Annotated in this window: 10 protein-coding genes and 1 pseudogene; 4 read left to right on the forward strand and 7 right to left on the reverse strand. The window is 75.4% G+C overall.

The annotated features are described in order from the left end of the window. Window positions 1-699: 699 nt before the first annotated feature. Complete coding sequence (locus ACYVGT_RS03675; RefSeq protein WP_460854943.1) at window positions 700-1,974, reverse strand: pyridoxal phosphate-dependent aminotransferase; 1,275 nt, start codon at window positions 1,972-1,974, stop codon at window positions 700-702. A 134-nt stretch (window positions 1,975-2,108) separates the two neighbouring features. Here ACYVGT_RS03675 and ACYVGT_RS03680 point away from each other — a divergent pair, with 134 nt between their 5' ends. Continuing rightward, window positions 2,109-3,053: a LysR family transcriptional regulator gene (locus tag ACYVGT_RS03680; RefSeq protein WP_460854944.1), complete on the forward strand. Its 945-nt coding sequence runs from the start codon at window positions 2,109-2,111 to the stop codon at window positions 3,051-3,053. 55 nt (window positions 3,054-3,108) lie between these two features. Here the strand turns inward: ACYVGT_RS03680 and ACYVGT_RS03685 are convergent, their stop codons facing one another. The 3 genes and pseudogenes from ACYVGT_RS03685 to ACYVGT_RS03695 form a co-directional block, all read right to left on the reverse strand. After that, window positions 3,109-3,384 carry a hypothetical protein gene (locus ACYVGT_RS03685; protein ID WP_460854945.1) on the reverse strand — a complete coding sequence of 92 codons (276 nt, stop codon included), beginning with the start codon at window positions 3,382-3,384 and terminating at the stop codon, window positions 3,109-3,111. Between the two features lie 222 nt (window positions 3,385-3,606). Continuing rightward, window positions 3,607-4,917, reverse strand: coding sequence for a glycosyltransferase (locus tag ACYVGT_RS03690; protein WP_460854946.1), 1,311 nt, complete (start codon window positions 4,915-4,917; stop codon window positions 3,607-3,609). A 168-nt stretch (window positions 4,918-5,085) separates the two neighbouring features. Further along, window positions 5,086-5,944 (reverse strand): annotated as a pseudogene (locus ACYVGT_RS03695) (DMT family transporter); the annotation flags it as partial. Between the two features lie 1,089 nt (window positions 5,945-7,033). Between ACYVGT_RS03695 and ACYVGT_RS03700 the strand changes: the two are divergent. Together ACYVGT_RS03700 and ACYVGT_RS03705 are read left to right on the forward strand one after the other, a co-directional pair. After that, a complete protein-coding gene (locus tag ACYVGT_RS03700) occupies window positions 7,034-7,957 on the forward strand; it encodes an Lrp/AsnC family transcriptional regulator (RefSeq protein ID WP_460854947.1) in 924 nt (307 codons plus the stop codon). Window positions 7,958-8,975: 1,018 nt separating this feature from the next. Further along, a complete protein-coding gene (locus ACYVGT_RS03705; protein WP_460854948.1) occupies window positions 8,976-10,553 on the forward strand; it encodes a beta-N-acetylhexosaminidase in 1,578 nt (525 codons plus the stop codon). A gap of 236 nt (window positions 10,554-10,789) precedes the next feature. Here the strand turns inward: ACYVGT_RS03705 and ACYVGT_RS03710 are convergent, their stop codons facing one another. Further along, window positions 10,790-11,710, reverse strand: coding sequence for a glycerophosphodiester phosphodiesterase (locus ACYVGT_RS03710; protein WP_460854950.1), 921 nt, complete (start codon window positions 11,708-11,710; stop codon window positions 10,790-10,792). A gap of 280 nt (window positions 11,711-11,990) precedes the next feature. On the opposite strand from ACYVGT_RS03710, the gene ACYVGT_RS03715 reads away from it, so the two are divergent. Then, window positions 11,991-13,403 (forward strand): hypothetical protein, encoded by a 1,413-nt coding sequence (locus ACYVGT_RS03715; RefSeq protein ID WP_460854951.1) that lies wholly within the window; start codon window positions 11,991-11,993, stop codon window positions 13,401-13,403. Window positions 13,404-13,938: 535 nt separating this feature from the next. Here ACYVGT_RS03715 and ACYVGT_RS03720 read toward each other — a convergent pair. After that, a complete protein-coding gene (locus ACYVGT_RS03720) occupies window positions 13,939-14,895 on the reverse strand; it encodes a hypothetical protein (protein ID WP_460854952.1) in 957 nt (318 codons plus the stop codon). A 535-nt stretch (window positions 14,896-15,430) separates the two neighbouring features. Then, complete coding sequence (locus ACYVGT_RS03725; protein WP_460854953.1) at window positions 15,431-16,612, reverse strand: C40 family peptidase; 1,182 nt, start codon at window positions 16,610-16,612, stop codon at window positions 15,431-15,433. Window positions 16,613-16,879: the final 267 nt, after the last annotated feature.

Consider the following 16,879-nt stretch of genomic DNA (forward strand, 5'->3'; position numbering starts at 1 on the left):
CCGGCGATCCTAGGCGCGCCCGGTGGATGGCGCCCGCTGCACGCGGTGCCCTGGTGTGTCGGCGCGGCGGGACCCGCGGAACCTGCCGACTCGCTCACCGCAGCCCGGCCGAGGCGCAGGGCGCGCCGGGAAGACCGCGGGTCCGGAGCCGCAGGAAGCCGGCCGTACCCGGTGCGGCGCGCTGCCGTCCACGGGCGTGTTGGGTGGGTGGCGTCTGTCGCGAGCGGTGTCGGCGGTGCACCCGCCGCACGGCCGACGAGGGAGTCGGGACGGGTTTTCCCTGTCGGGGAGGGGAGAACGCCGCGAGGGGCCGCGCCCGGGCGGTGCGCAGCAGGACCGGTGTCCGCCGAACACGCCCGAAGCGGGCTCCGCGCCCCCGGCGTCCCGAGGGCGGCGGCGGGGGCGTTAGCGTAGCCCGGGCGGTCGGACCGGCCCGGCACCCTTCCGCGTCGGCCGGGTGGTCCGGCCGTACCCGCCTCCCGCAGTGCGGCCGCGCCCCGCTGCAGGCCGCGGAGCCGGTGCACCGGCGTCCGCTCCCCCGCTGCCCGCGGCTCTGACCGCCGAGGAGGGGGCTGCCTCCCCGCCCTGCTCCCCTGCCCCATCCGCCCCGCGAACACCGGCGACCCGGCGGCCGCGCGGCAGCGGACTGCGGCGGGCGACCGGGTCGCGGGGCCGGCGGCGCCGCGGGCCGCCGGTGGATCAGATCGCGGCGGCCACCGGCGCGGCGACCTCGGCGAGAACCTCCTCCAGCCGATCCAGGTGCGCCTGGATCCACGGCAGCCGGGTCGGGTCGTCAACGGCCAGGGCCGCGTAGCGCTCTGCCTCGGTCTCGCCGTAGAGAAGGCTGGTGGCGACCCGCATCCGCAGCGCATCGGTTCCCTCACCGAACTCAGCCGCCGGCAGCACGCCCAGGCCGTGCCGCTGCAGCAGCAGGCCGGTGAGCTCGGGGCCGGTGGTGATGCCGTGCTCAGCGGTGAGGCGCTCGCGCAGCGGCTCGAAGTCGGGGTAGAGGTAGAACGCCGCCTGCGGCGCGGCGACCTCGGCCCCTGCGGCGGCGAACCGGTCGGCGACGGCGCGGGCCACCGTGCCGTGCAGGCGGCGTGCTCGGTCGACGTACCCGGTCAGCTCGGCCGGCTCGGCGAAGGCCACGGCGGCGGCGCGCTGCACCGGACCGGCCGGACTGGACCAGATTTCGCTGGCGATGCCGAGCAGCTCAGCGCGGATCCGCTGGCCGATCGGGCCCTCCGGCAGCCGGGTGACACCGAGCCGCCAGCCGCCGAGCGCGAGGCTCTTGGACAGGCCGGAGGTGATGACGGTGCGCTCCGGCGCGAACTCCGCCGGGCTGTGCACCGCGGTCGCGGGGTCGTGCACCAGGTCGCGGTAGATCTCGTCGGAGATGACCACCAGGTCCAGGGCGCGCGCCACATCGGCGAGGCGGCGCACGGTGTCCTCGGGGGCCACCGTGCCGGTCGGGTTGTCGGGGAGGGTGACGATGACGGAGCGGACGTCGCGGCCCTGGCTGCGGGCGTCGGCGACCGCTTCGGCGAGCAGGTCCGGCTGCGGCACCCCGCCCTGGCCGCGCGCGGTCGGCACGAACAGCGGCTGGTGGCCGGCGAGCCGGCTCTGCGCCGCGTAACTGACCCAGCTGGGGGCGGCGATGGCCGTGTCTCCGCCGATGCTGAGCAGCAGCGCGTACAGCAGCGGCTTGCTGCCCGGCCCGGCGGCGACCAGGTCGGGGTCGGTGGGCAGGCCGCGGCGGCCCCAGTAGCCGGCGGCGGCCGCGCGCAGCTCAGCGCTGCCCGCGACGGGTCCATAGGCGTTGTCGGCGCCGCCCGCCGCGAGGGCGTCGCGCATGCTCGGGTGGACGGGAAGCCCCGCTTCTCCGAAGCCCAGCGGCAGCACCGGCAGCCCGTGGCGGCGCTTCTCGGCGAGGGCTTCGTTGACGGCGAGTGTCGCTGATACGGCGACGGTCATGGAGAGATCAGCTCCGCATACGTCCAGGTGGCTGGCGAGGCGAGGTGAGTTCCTGCGCCTCTGTGACTCAAGCCTGCCCCGTCTATGCCATCAGTACAAGCGACTCTTAGCGATGCTCAGCGTAAGCTATTCGCATGCTCGACCTGCGGCGACTCCAACTGCTCCGCGAATTCGCGGTGCAGGGCACCATCGCGCGGGCCGCGGATGCGCTGGGATATACGGCATCCGCGGTCTCGCAGCAGCTGTCCGCACTGGAGCGGGAGGTCGGCGCGCAGCTGCTCGACCGCACCGCGCGCAGTGCCGAACTCACCGAAACCGGCCGGCTCCTGGTGGAGCAGGCGGAGCAGATCCTGGCCATGGTGGAGGCCACCGAGGCGGTCCTCGCCGAGCAGCGCGGCGCCGTGACCGGGCCGGTCACCGTCGCCGCGGTGCCCACCACGGCGGTGGCGTTCGCACCGCGGCTCGCCGAGAGCCTGCGCCGCTACCGCCAGATGCAGCTGATCCTGCGCCAGACCGCGGAGTCAGCGGGGGTGCGGCAGGTGGCGGCGGCCGACGCCGACATCGCCCTGATCGACGACTGGACCGGCCGGTCCCCGAGCGGCGGCAGCGCCACCATCCGCCACGAGCACCTGCTGCGCGACCCGCTGGTGCTTGCCGTGCCCGCCAACCACCGGCTGGCCGACCCGGAGCGGCCGGTGCGGCTGGACCGGCTGCTCCACGAGTCGTGGATCGCGGCGCCGCGTGGCGAGCCGTCGCGCACCGGCACCGACGCGCTCCTCGCCGACGTGGGCGGCGCGCCGTCGGCCGCCTGGGAGTTCGAAGGGCTGGGCACCATCCTCAGCCTGGTCTCGCGCGGTATCGGCATCGCGGCGGTGCCGGCGCTGGCGCTGGCGGGGGGCGTGGGCGGCCTGGCGTTCCGCCGGCTGCCGGCGGATGCACCGTCCCGCGACGTGTACGCCGCGGTCCGCGCCGCCAGCGTGCGCCGCCCGGCGATCGCCGTCACCCTGCGGGCCCTGCGCTCCGCCGCCGAGGACGTCCAGCGCGACGTGGCGGCCATCCTCGACAGCGCCGCATCCTGACCGCGCGGAAACCGGACCGCTGCGCTGCGGCGGCGCCGGTTCCGCGGCTGCGGCCTCAGCCCTTCTTGCGCCGCCGATCGAGCCGGCGGCGGAGGCGCCGGGCGACGAAGCGCGCCCGGTCTCGGTCTTCTCGGCAATTGAACCAGCGGGCGAACGCTTCGAGGCGCGCCCTCTTCGCCTCGGCCAGTTCGCTTTCGAGGTGCTCGACCCTCTCCTCTAGGACCCGGTGGGCGCGATCGAACTCGCTGAGACGCCCGTGGTGCGTCTCGGCTTCCGTTTCGGCCTGCTGCAGACGGAGGGCCACGTGATCCACGTACGCCGCTGCGTCCATCCGGCCAGTCCCCACGAACCACACACAAACGGTCTTTCCGCCCACATCACACATGCATCGGATCGTGACGCAAAAATCACGGAAAGTAGTTAAAAGGGTTCGACCGAAACCCGCCGCCGGGCTGCCCGGGTGCGCCGCCGTGAGCAACGTCGGGCAGCCCGGCGGCCGGCTCCGCGCAGTGCGCGGGGCCGGCCGCCGCTTCGGTGCATCGGGGCCCGGCGGTCAGACGCCGACCGGCTCCCGCTCCGCTGCGGCCGGGTGCGAGCGTGCGGGCTGCTGCGGAACGGCCGGCCGCGGGAGTCCGCGGGGGCGGACCGCCCGGTAGATCTCCTCGAAGCGGTCGAGCGAGCGGCGGTGGTCGTGGGTCAGCGCGATCTCCCGGGAGGCCGCGCCCATCGCCTCGCGGCGGCGGCCCGACTCCAGGACCGCCAGCAGGTGCCCGCTGAGCGCGTCGACGTCGCCGGGCGGGTAGAGGTAGCCGTTGCGGCCGGACTCCACCAGGTGCGGCAGCGCCAGCGCATCCGCGGCGACGACCGGCAGGGCCGTGGACATCGCCTCCAGCGTCGCGATGCTCTGCAGCTCGGCGACGCTGCCGATCGCGAACAGGTCGGCGGCCACGTAGACCAGCGGCAGCAGGTCATCGGGCACGAACCCGAGGAAGTGCACCCGGTCGGCGACGCCGAGCTCGTCGGCGAGCGCCTGCAGCCGCTCCTGGCGCTGCCCGGTTCCGGTGAGCGCCAGGTGCAGGTCGCGGTGCTCGTGCACCGCGGGCAGCGCACGGATCAGGTCGTCGATCCGCTTCTCCTCGTCGAGCCGGCCGACGAAGGCCATCGTGTCGGCGTCGGGCAGGCCGAACCGGGCGCGGGCCGCACTCCGCTCCGCGGGGCGCGGGTGGAACCGCTCCAGGTCGATCCCGCAGGACACCGCCTCGACGGGCCGCGTGTAGCCCTTCTCGGCGAGCAGGTCGGCGGCACGCCGGGTCGGCGTGGTCACGTAGTCGGCCTCCTCCGCGACACCCACCATGTCCCGCCAGGCCAGCCGGCCGCTCAGGCCGTGCAGCGCGGCCGGGATATGGGCGTGCGCGAAGAGGTTGTCCGGCATGAAGTGGTTGGTCAGCACCACCGGGGTGCCGGATCTGCGGCCCTGCCGGAGCACCGCCCGGGAGAGCGTGAAGTGGCTCTGGGCGTGCACCACGTGCGGTGCGAGGCGGTCCATGAGCCGCGCGATGTGGCCGTCCAGGCCCAGCGGCACGGCGGCCCGCATGGTCGGGTGGACCAGCAGCGGCGCCGAGCGCATCCGGTGCAGCGTCACGCCCGCCTCGTAGCGGATCCCCGGCCGGCCGTCCGGCGACGGGCAGACGACGTGCACGTCGTGGCCGCGCTCGGCGAGGCCCGCGGCGAGCCGGTAGGTGAAGTAGCCGGCGCCGTTGACGTCCGGCGGATAGGTGTCGGTGCCGATCAGGATCCGCAGGCGGCGCTCAGGCCCGGTCGTCGGCTGGGAGGTCCGATCGGTCCGCTTTTTCGCTGGGGACATCCGTGTTCTCCTGTCCTCGTTCGCCGTCGCGCTGCTGGTCGGTCTGTGCTCCGCGGTCCGGCCCGGTGCCGCCCTGGCCACCGGGGCCGGTCTCGGCCGCGTCAGCGCGCGCGGCCGGTCCGCGGCGCGCGGCGCCGTGTTTCCCCTCGGCCCCGCCCGATGCGGAGCTCCGGGTCCTGGCTGCTTCGGGATTCTGGTTCTTCGACCTCGCCAGGACGGCGATCCCGGCGGCGGCGACGGCGGCGCTCAGCGCGGCCAGGGCCTGCTCACCCGGCGAGGAGGGCAGCCCTTCGCCCAGCAGCAGCGCACCCAGTCCGGCGCCGACCACGGGGTCGGCGACGAGCAGGATTGCGTAGGCCGCGGCGAAGTGGCCGGTGCGGTAGGCGTTCTGCATCATCAGTCCGCCGAAGAGGGCGACCGCCGCCGCGATCAGCGGCAGCCAGCCGACGACGGACATCGGGTCGGCGACCGCTCCAGCGGCCACCACGCGGGCGATCGCCGAGGTGGTGCCGAGCGCGGCGCCGCCGATGGCGGCGAGCGCGACTCCGCGCGCGCCGGCCGAGAGGTGCCGCGCGGACGCCAGCCCGGCGATGCCGAGCGCGAACACGCATCCGGCGAGCAGGAGCGCGGTCAGCACCGTCATCCGCGGCGGCGTCGACGTGTGCGGGAACAACAGCAGCACACCGGTCAGGCCTGCCATGACGGCGACGCCGGCGGCGATCTGCCCGGGCCTGACCCGGCGCCGGGTGAACGCCATCGACAGCACGATGGCGAACAGCAGGCCGGTCACGCCGATCGGCTGGATGATGGTGAGCGGCGCGCCGCTGAGCGCGATCAGGTGCAGGGCCACGCCCGCACCGGCCGCCAGGGTGCCGAAGATCCACCGGGGCCGCTGCACCAGGTGCAGCAGCAGGCCGAAGCGGGCGACCCGGCGGCCGGGCGCGCGGACGGCGTCGCGCTCCTGCAGCGCGGAACCGAGCGCCATGAAGAACGCGCCCGCGAGGGCGATGAGAACCGGCACGATCATCGGCCCACCCCCGCGTCTCGGCGTCCGCCCTCGTCCTGGGCCACGCTGCCTCCTCCACTCGGAGCTCCCGCCCGCGGCGGAGGCTCCCCCGCCGCGGGCCGGCGCCCGGCCGTTCGTCTGCAACGCTACGGATCGCGCGCCGTCCAGCACGATGGCGACACCACCCGCAGTCAGGTAGTGGCCGCCGCACCCCCGCAGGAGAAGCGCGCCCCACCCCCTGGTCTGCCCTGCACCGCCCGTCCGGCCGCGGCCCGGTGCCTGCGGCCGGCGCGGCACCGCTGCCTGCCCGGGCCTCCCGGCAGCCCCCGGCCCCCTTTCGCCCGCGCCCGGCACCGGTGGTGCGTGCGGCCCGCCGCGCACCGCTCCCCGTCTGCACCCCTTTCCCAGGCATCCGCGGCGGCACCCTCCGAAAACCATAGAAACCCACCCCACCTGCTGCGTTGATCAGCGGTGCAGAGCACGGAAATGATTGGTCAAAACTCCGCGCCGCCCGGACGCTCCGGCTCCCCGCCGCGCTCGCTCTCCGCCGAGTGCGGCGGCCACCGCGGCCGCACCCGCAGCGGCCGGAAGACAGCCGGCCGGCCGACCCTGGCCTCCGCGCCGCTGCCCGGCGGTCCGGAGCACCGCGCATCCGGCTGGCACTCCGCGCCGGTGCGTTCGCCGTGCCCGCACGCCGGCCGCCCCGCCCGCCCGACCGCGCGGAAGCCTTCGCCCCCGACGCTCCGAACCGGGGCCGCCGCCGGCGCCCGGGACCCGGCCCGCTCTCCCGGCGCGGGTCGGCTCTCGCCCTGCTCCGCCCGGCAGGGTGCGTGCCCGCGCGGGGTACCCGGCCCCGTGCGCAGGCGCGGAGAGCGCCGGTCCAGCTCCGGCGGGCAGCCCAGGCCCGTGCCCGCGGTGGCCGGCGGGCAGCAGCCGGGCCCCGCGAGTGCCGGTGCGCTCCGCGGCCGCGGCCGCTCTCGGCCCGCAGGGATACAGAAAGGGGCTCCGTGTCAAATCAGCGGCGGCCCCACCCCGTGGGGGAACGCCCCCGCCGCGAACTGATCTTCGGCACAATTGGGAAAAATCCCCCCTTTAGGTAGGTGAGCGCAGATGGGCGCCGAGGAATTGGACGGGATCGACACGGCGATCGTCGGCGAGCTCCAGGCCGACGGCCGCATCCCGTTCGAAACGCTCGCGGCGCGGGTCGGGCTGTCCCGCGCGGCGGCCCGGCTGCGGTTCCGCCGCATGCAGGAAGGCGGACGGCTTGCAGTGGTCGGCATCGTGCACCCGGCGGTGCGCGGCACCACCGCTCTGGCCCACGCCTGGCTCTCGGCGTCCGGACCGGCCGCCGAGGCCGCCCGCGCGGCGGCCGCGGTGCCGGGCACCCGGGTGTGGCAGACGGCCGGACGCCACCCGCTGTTCGCGGAGATCCGCGGCAGCAGCCTGGACGACCTCTCCGCAGCGGTGGAGCGGCTGCGGGCCGCACCCGGTATCGCGGGCGGTACCGCCGCCGTGTGCACGCAGGTGCTCAAGGACCCCCGCCTCGCGGCGGCCGACCCTCCCGATTCGGAGCCCGACCACGTCGACCGCGTCCTGCTCGACCTGCTGGAAGCCGACGGCCGCCGGTCCTTCGCCGAACTCGCGGCGGCGGTCGGGCTGTCGGCCGGCGCGGTCCGCGCCCGGGTGCTGCGGCTGCTCGGCAGCGGCGCGCTGCGCATCACCGCCGTGCTCGAACCGTTCTCGGCCGGGCACAGCCGCGAGGGCGGCTTCGCGCTGCGCGCGGACGGTGCGGCCCGAGCGGTGGCCGCTGCCGCCGCCTGGCCGGAGATCCGGTTCCTCTGCCGCAGCCTGGGTCCGCACGACCTGGTCGGAATCGCGGCCGCCCCGACGGTCGACGGCCTGCACGAAGTGTTCGAGCGGCTCCGCGGCCTGCCCGGGGTCCGCCTCGACGAGACGTGGATCCGGCTCACCGCGCCGGACGTCCCGCCGGAGCCCCCGCCCGCCGCTGCGGCTCCGGCTGCCGAGGCCGGCTAGACACTGCTGGTGCGTGCCGGTCAGCGGCCGCCTGACCGGGGCGCCGGTCATCCGCAGCTGCGCCGCCCGCACCCGGCCCGGACGCGATCGGGGTTGTTCGGGGGGCGCCGTCCGCAGGGCGGCAGCCCGCCGGACACGGCCTCGCGGTGGAGACCGGTGTGCCGGCCGGCGCCCCGGGCGAGCGGTCACCCGATCGGCCGGGCCGCGGCGATCCGGTTGTGCTGGCTCGCAGCGTTCAGCGCCGCGGACCGCTCGGTTCCGGCCCCTGCGGAGCCTCCGCGGCACACGGTCGGGCACGCACCCGGTGCGACGGGCGAACGCGATGCAGGTGCGCGGCCCGCGTGCGTTCACCAGGTCCCCTCGGCGGTCGGGCCCATCGCGTTGCCGGGGGCCTGCCGCACCTGCTGCGGACACCGCGGGTCTTCCCATAGCGGGGGCGGCATACCCGGACGCTCTTCGGGCCGGGCTCTGCGTCACCGCAGGACAGGCGCTTGCGGGCTGCGGTGCCGAACGCCGCTGGCTGCTCCGGCTCAGCACACGATCGGGCACCTCTGTCCGCGTCCGCCGGCCGCTCGGAGTGCAACCGCCGCCCCGGGCGCGCCTGGTGGGCGGCGTTCGCCGCGAGCGGTGCCCCAGGTGTGATCGGCTCGGCCGGATCCAGGAGCGGCCCCACGCGCACCGCTTCACTCTGCTGCCGGAGGCGTACGCCGCGCGGGGCGGGCCAGGGCACCGCGCAGCAATCCGTCGGACATCCCCCGCTCGCTGCTCTCCGGAGCGCCGGACCGCCGGCGGGGAGCCCTGTTCCAGGCCGCTTCCCGAGCGATCCGGGCCCCGCCGGGCACTGCGGAGCTGCGGTGGCCGGACTCGGCCGCGGGACGGCCTGTTCCGGCCACGGCCTCCGCCGGCGGCGGGCGCGGCCGCCGTCCCAGGGCAGCGGCGGATACAGGGCTGCGCAGCGGAGGGGCCGCATGGCACCATGGACCCAGCATTGGTCTAGACCGCGCACAGAGGAGCCCCCTTGGCCGCACTCCCCCTCGTTCCGCGCCCAGTCCATGCCGCGACCGCCGACGGGACCGGTCTGGCACTGGACGCCGCAACCCGCATCGACGCCGACGCTGCGGCTGCCGGGACCGAAGCCTGGCTGCGCGCAGAGCTCGGCGCCGCCACCGGCTTCCCGTTCCCGCCCGGCCGCGGCGAGGACGCCCGCATCCGGCTCAGTGTCGACCCCGCGGCCGGCCTCGGCGGCGAGGGCTACCGGCTCATCGTCGACGGCGAGGGCGCGGTGGTGATCGGCCACGACGCCGCCGGCGTCTTCTACGGCGCGCAGACCCTGCGCCAGCTGCTGCCGCCCGGCGCCTACCGCCGCGCGCCGGCGGGCGGCACCGCGGAGTGGACGCTGCCGCACGCGGACATCACCGACCGCCCGAGGTTCGGCTGGCGCGGCTGCCACCTGGACGTCGCCCGCCACTTCATGCCCAAGCAGGACGTGCTCCGCTTCATCGACCTGCTCGCCCTGCACAAGCTCAACGTGCTGCATTTCCACCTCTCCGACGACCAGGGGTGGCGGGTCCAGATCCGGCGCTACCCGAGGCTCACCGAAGTCGCGTCCTGGCGGCACGGCAGCCAGGTCGGTGCGGGGCCGGATGCGGCCGACGACGGCCGCCCGCACGGCGGCTTCTACACCCAGGACGACATCCGCGAGATCGTCGCCTACGCCGCCGCCCGGCACATCACCGTGGTGCCCGAGATCGACATCCCCGGCCACTCCCAGGCCGCGATCGCCGCCTACCCGGAGCTGGGCGAGGGCGACCCGGTCGAGGTGGGCCGCACGTGGGGCATCATCGAGACCGTCCTCAACGTGAGCGACACCGCCGTCGACTTCTACAAGAACGTGTTCGACGAGCTGATCGAGCTCTTCCCGAGCAGCTACATCTGCGTCGGCGGCGACGAGTGCCCGAAGAAGCAGTGGCAGGAGAGCCCGATCGCGCAGGCCCGGATGGACGAGCAGGGGCTGGCCGACGCCGACGAGCTGCAGAGCTGGTTCATCCGCCAGTTCGACGCGCACCTGGCCGCACGCGGCCGCCGGCTGCTCGGCTGGGACGAGATCCTGCAGGGCGGGCTGGCGCCGGGCGCGACCGTGCTGTCCTGGCGCGGCACCGAGGGCGGGATCGAGGCGGCGCGGGCCGGCCACGACGTCGTCATGTGCCCCACCCGCACCTCCTACCTGGACTACCGGCAGTCCGACAGCCCGGACGAGCCCGTCCCGGTCGGCACGGTCCTCACCCTGGAGGACGTCTACCAGGCCGAGCCGGTCCCGCCGGAGCTCGCCGACGAGGGCGCCGAGCACGTCCTGGGCGCGCAGGTGAACATCTGGCGCGAGCACCTGGACTCCACCCGCACGGTCGACTTCGCGGCGTTCCCGCGGCTTTCGGCGTTCGCCGAGGTCGCGTGGAGCCCGGCGGAGCGCGACCTCAGCGAGTTCCTGCCGCGGCTCCGCCGCCATCTGGAGCGGCTCGACGCAATCGGTGTGGAATACCGGCCGCTCGACGGCCCGCTGCCCTGGCAGAAGCGCCCCGGGGTGCCCGGGCGGTACTAGCGGTACTAGGCGTCCGCAGCGGGGCAGTCATCCGCCGAGCATGCCCCGGGTTCGCCCGGCGGGCGGCCCGCATGCTCGGCGCCGCCCGCCGGAGCCCCGGGGCGGGCTGCGCGGGCCGCAGCAGCGCCGCGGGCCGGCGCCCCCGCAAGGGCGCCGGCCCGGGTTCCGGTCCGGCGGGCGGCGCGGCTCTGCCCTGCGCCGAGTAAGGGCGTCCGGCCGCCCGCCCGGGCCGCGGTTCAGACTGCGGCGCGCTCCTGGCTGTGCTCTTCGATCGCCCGGCGGGCGATGTCGGGGTAGTCGGAGATGAGGCCGTCCACGCCCTTGTCAAGGGCGGCGTCCATGTCGGCCCGCTCGTTGACCGTGTAGGTGACCACGGCCAGGCCCTCCTTGTGGACCGCGTCCACGTAGGCCTCGGTGAGGCCGTTGTGGTTGGGGTTGATCTGGTCGGCCCATTCGGCATAGTCGGCGATCTCCCCCTCGGGGACCTCGCCGAGCAGGCCGTGCGGCACGTCCGGCAGCAGCCGGTGCGAGCGCTCCGCCGAGTCCCACTCGAAGCTCTGGATGATGAGGCGGTGCTGCCCGTCCCCGCCGACCGGGGCCAGCCACTCCGGGTTGCGGGAGAGCGTCTGGGAGATGTCGGACTCGATGCCCGGGTAGAGCACCGGCGACTTGATCTCCAGCAGGAAGTTGAGTCCGTGCTTGCGCATCCGGTCGAGCGCCTCCTGCAGCGTGGGCACCTGCTCCCCCGCGAAGGAGTCGCCGAACCAGGCGCCGGCGTCGAGGCGGCGCAGCTCCTTGAGCGTGTAGTCGCCGACGTCGGTGCTGCCCCGGTCGGGGAAGACCTCCTCGACGTCGGTGGTGCGGTCGAGGGTGGTGTCGTGGATGACGACGAGCTTGCCGTCCTTGCTGCGCTGGACGTCGAGTTCGACGGTCGAAGCACCGCGCGACTCGGCGGCGTCGATCGCGGCGAGCGTGTTCTCCGGCGCGTACCCGGATGCTCCGCGGTGCGCGACGTCGAGCACGGAGAGCGCCTCGGAGCCGCTGCCCGCGACCGGGGAGCGGAGTGCGTCGGGGTCCTGATCGGCCGCGGCGGTGCCGGCGGCGCCCGACAGGGCGAACACCAGCGCGGCGGTGGTGGGGCCGAGCCGTCGGATCATGGAACTCCATTCATCTGCACAGGCCGTATTCACCGACAGCTTCAGCGTCGGCGCGCACGGTTACCGGCGGGTGTCGCCGAAGCGATCCCCGCATGCCGCCCCTCCGAACACCCGCGGTTGCCCTCAACCGGGCAAAGGTTTTCTCGACACGTGTCACTCCTTGTGACCGATTCACTCCTCCGTGTGCGATTTTTAGTCGGGACGGCCACTTGTCGCGCACATCCGATGCGCGCACCGTGCACACGTCAGTTCTCTACGTAGCCGAACGAGGGGTTTGAGCATGCGCAAGCACCAGAGGTGGTGGATCGCCGTCGCGGGCTCCACCGCGATGTCCCTGAGCGGGTTCGGCCTGCTCGGCGGCGCGTCGGCGCTGGCCGACGAGCGGGACGAGCTGGCGTGGCCGGTGGTGGAGCAGCGGGCCTCCACCTACGCGCTGGACGGGTTCGAGATCGCGGACCTTCCGGCCGGCCTGGACAAGTACGGCATCAACGCGCGCTCCTCCACCGGGCAGCAGGGCGAGCGCCACTCGCACATCGCCTGGGTCCAGGGGCCGGACGCGACCTACGGCAAGGTCGCCGTGATCCGGGCGGACTCGCTGACCACGCTGGACGAGCTCCGTGACCGGCGCTACGACCACCTGGACCCGGCTTCGCTGGAGAAGGTGCAGGTCAACGGCAAGGACGCCTACCTCTCCGCGGAGACCGGCGATCTGTTCCGGCTGGAGGAGGAGGGTGTCGCGGTGACGACGTACCTCCAGCCGCAGACCTGGGACACCGAGGAGCTGAAGGCGTTCGCCGCCGCGGTGCAGCCGCAGGAGGCCGAGCAGGACACCGCCGCGGCCCAGGAGCAGCCGGCGGAGAAGGACACCGCGGAGAAGGACGCCGAGAAGCCGGCTGAGGACCAGGCCGCCGAAGAGAAGGCAGCCGAAGAGAAGGCAGCGGAGGAGAAGGCCGCTGCGGACGAGGCCGCCGAGCAGGAGGCCGGGCAGGACTCCGCCGAACAGCAGCAGGACGCACAGCCCGACGCTGCGGAGCCGGCCGGGGAGCAGGCCCCGGAGCAGGATGCGGCCGGGCAGGAAGAGCAGCAGGACGCCGCGGAGCAGGAGCAGGCTCCCGCCGAGGACGCCGGCTCGGAGGCCCCCGAGGGCTCCGAGCAGGAGCAGCAGGACGCTGACGCTGCCCAGCAGGAGCAGGAGGGGTCGGAGGCCGCCCAGCAGGAACAGGACGCCGCCGAACAGCAGCAGGACGGCGCTGAACAGGAGGCCCCGGCGGAGGAGGCGCCCCAGCAGGACGGGGCTGCCGGGGACGGCGCCGGCCAGGGCGGGGCCGCCGAGAACGAGGCGGCCCAGGACAGCGCAGCGGCCGAGTCCGAGCTCGCCCTGCCGGAGGGCACCACGGCCGAGGACGTCCGCGTCTGCCTGCTGGAGAGCCTGCACGGCCGTGCGCTGGAGCCGCAGGAGCGCGAGGACGCCCGCGACGCGGCCGCGTTCTCCGCGGTCTGGTCGGAGGCGGACGCGGTCCAGCGCGGCAACGCCGTCGACGCCTGCACCCAGCAGCTGGAGACCGAGCGCGCGCAGATCGACGCCGTGATCGCGCTGCCCGAGACCGGCACCGAGCCGGCGCTGACGGGCCGCACCGACACCGCGTGGGACGCCGCTCCCTGGGTTCTGCCGTCCGAGCGCGTGGATGGCTGACACCCGCCTTTCCGGCCCCGGCCCCGCACCTGCGGGACCGGGGCCGCTCTGCTGCGCCGGCCCGTAGGCGGCCGCGGCGGCGGCCTCCGCGCCCTCCGGACCGTTCTCGGAGCGGTACCGCCGGCAGAGCGGAGCACGGCCGCCCGGTCAGCGGTCCCGCCGGCCCGAAGCGCCGCTGATCGGCGCCGCCGAAGGATCCAGTCCCGGTGCGCGCACCGCTCCCCCGCTCACCAGCGGCCCGCGCCCTCCGCGAGCAGGCTTCCGCTGAGGCCCCGGCCGTGCGGCAACGGCGGCGCCGGCGAGTGGCGGGAGGCGCCCCGCCCCGCAGCGGCGCGGCGCGACGGCTGCCGCCGGCCGTGCCGCGGCACCACTCCCGGCCTCCGGAGCCTGCGTCCCGCGGGACAGCGCTGCCGGTGCGCCCTGCAGGCAGCTGCCCCGCCGCTTCCCGCCACCGCGCCCTCCCGCGCTTCCCCCTCTTCGGAGGGGAAGGCCGGGGGTGCCCCACCAGCGGAGCCGCACCGCCCCGACGCCCTGGTCAGGACTCCCACGCGGCGAGGAGACCCAGGGCTGCGGCGTCGCGGACGGGCTCGGCGGTGCTGCGCGCGGGCGCGGCCGTGAGGATGCGGCGGGCGCGCGCCGCGGCGGCAGGCCGGACACGGCGCAGTCCGTCGGCGATGCGGCGCCCGTCCGGGCAGCTCAGGACCTCTTCGGCCGCCGCCGCGCCGGCGCCGGCCGCGGCGCAGGCGGTCGCCAGCAGGATGTTGAAGACGCCGTAGTAGGAGCGGCCCTGCACTGCGGGCCCCCGGGTGACGGCGGGGTGGTCGTCGGCCGGCAGGCGGAACGGGACGTCGGCGCGGACGCAGCTGCAGATCACCTCGGCCAGGGCCGACCCGCGCGGCATCGCCCCCGTGCCGCCCGGCCGGCAGGCCAGCAGCAGGCCGAGCGGACGCGCGCCCGCCAGCGCCGCGACGGCGTCCGGCCAGTCGCGCGGCTCGGTCTCGAAGAACACGGTGCGCGGACCCTGCACGCCCGCGGTGGCCGGAGCGCGCGCGACCGCCGCAGCCCGGGCGATCTCCGCGGGCCCGGCGGGGACCTCCGCGTGCACGAGTGCCGTGCCGGCCGGCGGGGCGGCTCCGAGCAGTTCGGCGTCGGCCAGGGAGTCCAGCACGACCCCGATCTCCAGCAGTGGCGCCCCGACGTCCACCCCGCTCAGCGCGCCGAGCGGTCCCGAGGCCGGGCCGCCCAGGGACGAGCGGCCCTGGGCGAGCGCGGGAAGCAGCCGGACCGGGCAGAGCAGGCGCAGGCCGTGCAGCGAGTGGCCGACGATGCGGTCGGACCGGTTGCGCTGCAGCGCTTGGAAGAGCGTCAGCGGTGCGGGCGGAAGGAGCCCGCCGTCGTCGATGAGGCCGGCGAGGAGCAGGCCCGCGGCGGGGGCGGCGGCAGAGGGGAGGACTGCGGCGGGGCCTGCGGCCGGGACGGGGCGGGCGGTCATCGCGTCTCCCCCTTCGGGCGGGCTCGCGAGCGGTGCGACTGCCCACCGGGACGGGGCCCGGACCGGAGGGCAGTCCGGTCATGCCGGGTTCCTACCCGCGGCGGGACGCCGCGCCCCCGGCTGTCCGGGTCCGGGCGCAGCGCGGCGGGATGCGAAGGCGGCGGCCCCGCCGCCTTCGGTAAGAACGCCGGTTTCCCCGTGCAGGACGGCGTTTTCCGCTACCTTGGGCTATATGGCGGTGCTGCCGGAGCCCGACCCCCGCTCCCGCAGCGGTGCGCACCCGACGCTTGCCAACGGGCACCGGCACGGCTTACGTTGACCTGGTGCAGAACGGGCCGAACCGGCAGATTCGCCCGTCCCACATCGGAATACGCAGACCACACACAGGGCCGCAGTTCGCTGACTCCCCCTCCCTCAGTGAAGGGCCCTGTTCCCCCTCCTGCGGCGTCCAGCCCTCCCCTCCCGGCTGGCTTCGGCGCCAGGAGATGAGAAGGGGCGGTGCCACCGGCACCGCCCCTTCGCCGTTGCTCGCGTCCTAGGCGTGCACCCGGACGACGCCGGCCAGGTTCTCGGTCCGCACGTCGGTGGTGCGGACGTCGAGGCCGGTGCGCGGCGCCTCCAGCATCTTGCCGTCGCCGAGGTAGATGGCCACGTGCGAGATGTAGTCGGGGGCCGTGGGGTCGTTGCGCCAGAAGATCAGGTCGCCGCGCTGGGCGTCCTCGAGTCCGAGGTGCTCGCCGGCGTGCCACTGGTCGTGCGTGACGCGCGGGATCGCGACGCCCTCCTCCGCGAACGCCCACTGCAGCAGGCCAGAGCAGTCGAAGCCGCCCTCGTCCAGGGACTCGCCGCCCCACACGTAGGGCACGCCCTCCATGGACTCGGCGTGCGCGATGACGCGCTCCATCGTCTCCGAGGCGAGCGGCTCCCCTTCGGCCGACGACGGGCGCGGCTCGGGCTCTTCGGCGAGCAGCTGCAGCGAGGCGTCCTCGCCGAGCACGTCCTGCAGCTCCTCCTTCAGCTCCCACAGGTCGGCGTCGGGCGCCGAGACGACGACGCCGTTGCCGCGCGGGAAGCCGAGGTCGGCGGCCAGGTCGCGGGAGACCAGCGCGTCGATCCCGGCGACGCCGGAGGTGGCGTGCGTCCAGACCTCGCGGGTGACGGTGCCCTCGGCGCCGGCGATGTCGACGTCGCTGCCCACGTCCAGGCCGCGCTGGGTGCCGGCATCGTCGGAGAGCGCGATGCGGCCCTCGGCGACGCCCTGCCAGATCGCGTCGGACTTGGCCGAGGGCGCGGGAGCATAGGCGCGGAATCCGGAGGGGTCGACACCGAGGACCGAGGTGTCCTCGCCGCCGACGCTGATCCGGGCCGCATCGACCGTCTCGGCGGATTCGACGCCGTCCAGGCCGCGCAGCTTCTTCAGCTCTTTCGCGCCGATGGAGTCCGGCAGCACCGCGAAGTACTCGCGCGATCGGGGCTCGCCGAGCGGAGCGACCTCCACGTCGCGGTCGAGGGCGCCGGTGTCGGCGACCTCCGGGCCCGCCGCGGAGGGCTGCCCTGCCCGCTCACCGGAGGGCGCGGCGTGCGGGGCATCCGCGGCGCGGGTGTCGACCGGCGGCCGGTCGGCGACGTTCGGCTCGGGCTCGGCCCAGGCGGGCGCCGCAAAAGCGCTGAACGCCACGGTGAACGCGGCTGCCGTTCCCGCACAGGTTCCCCGCACGAATCTCCTCGCTTTCCCGCGCCCGGTGAATATCGCGTCCAAGCATGGGTGTCCGTGGTCGCGTTTTCAAGCGCCCTTGGTGTGAACTTCCCGAGAACCGAATCCCCACCGCCTGGCCGAAACCGGCCGACCCGGCATTCCCCCAGTTCCGCGCCGGGGCCCACACTTCCGTCCATTTCGGCCAGGCCGGCACCGCTTCTCCGGCCGTCCCTCTCGCCGACCGAGGATGCCCGAAAAACGGGGGCGCGCGGCCCACCTATCGCGGCG

The organism is Nocardiopsis coralliicola (assembly GCF_054779695.1).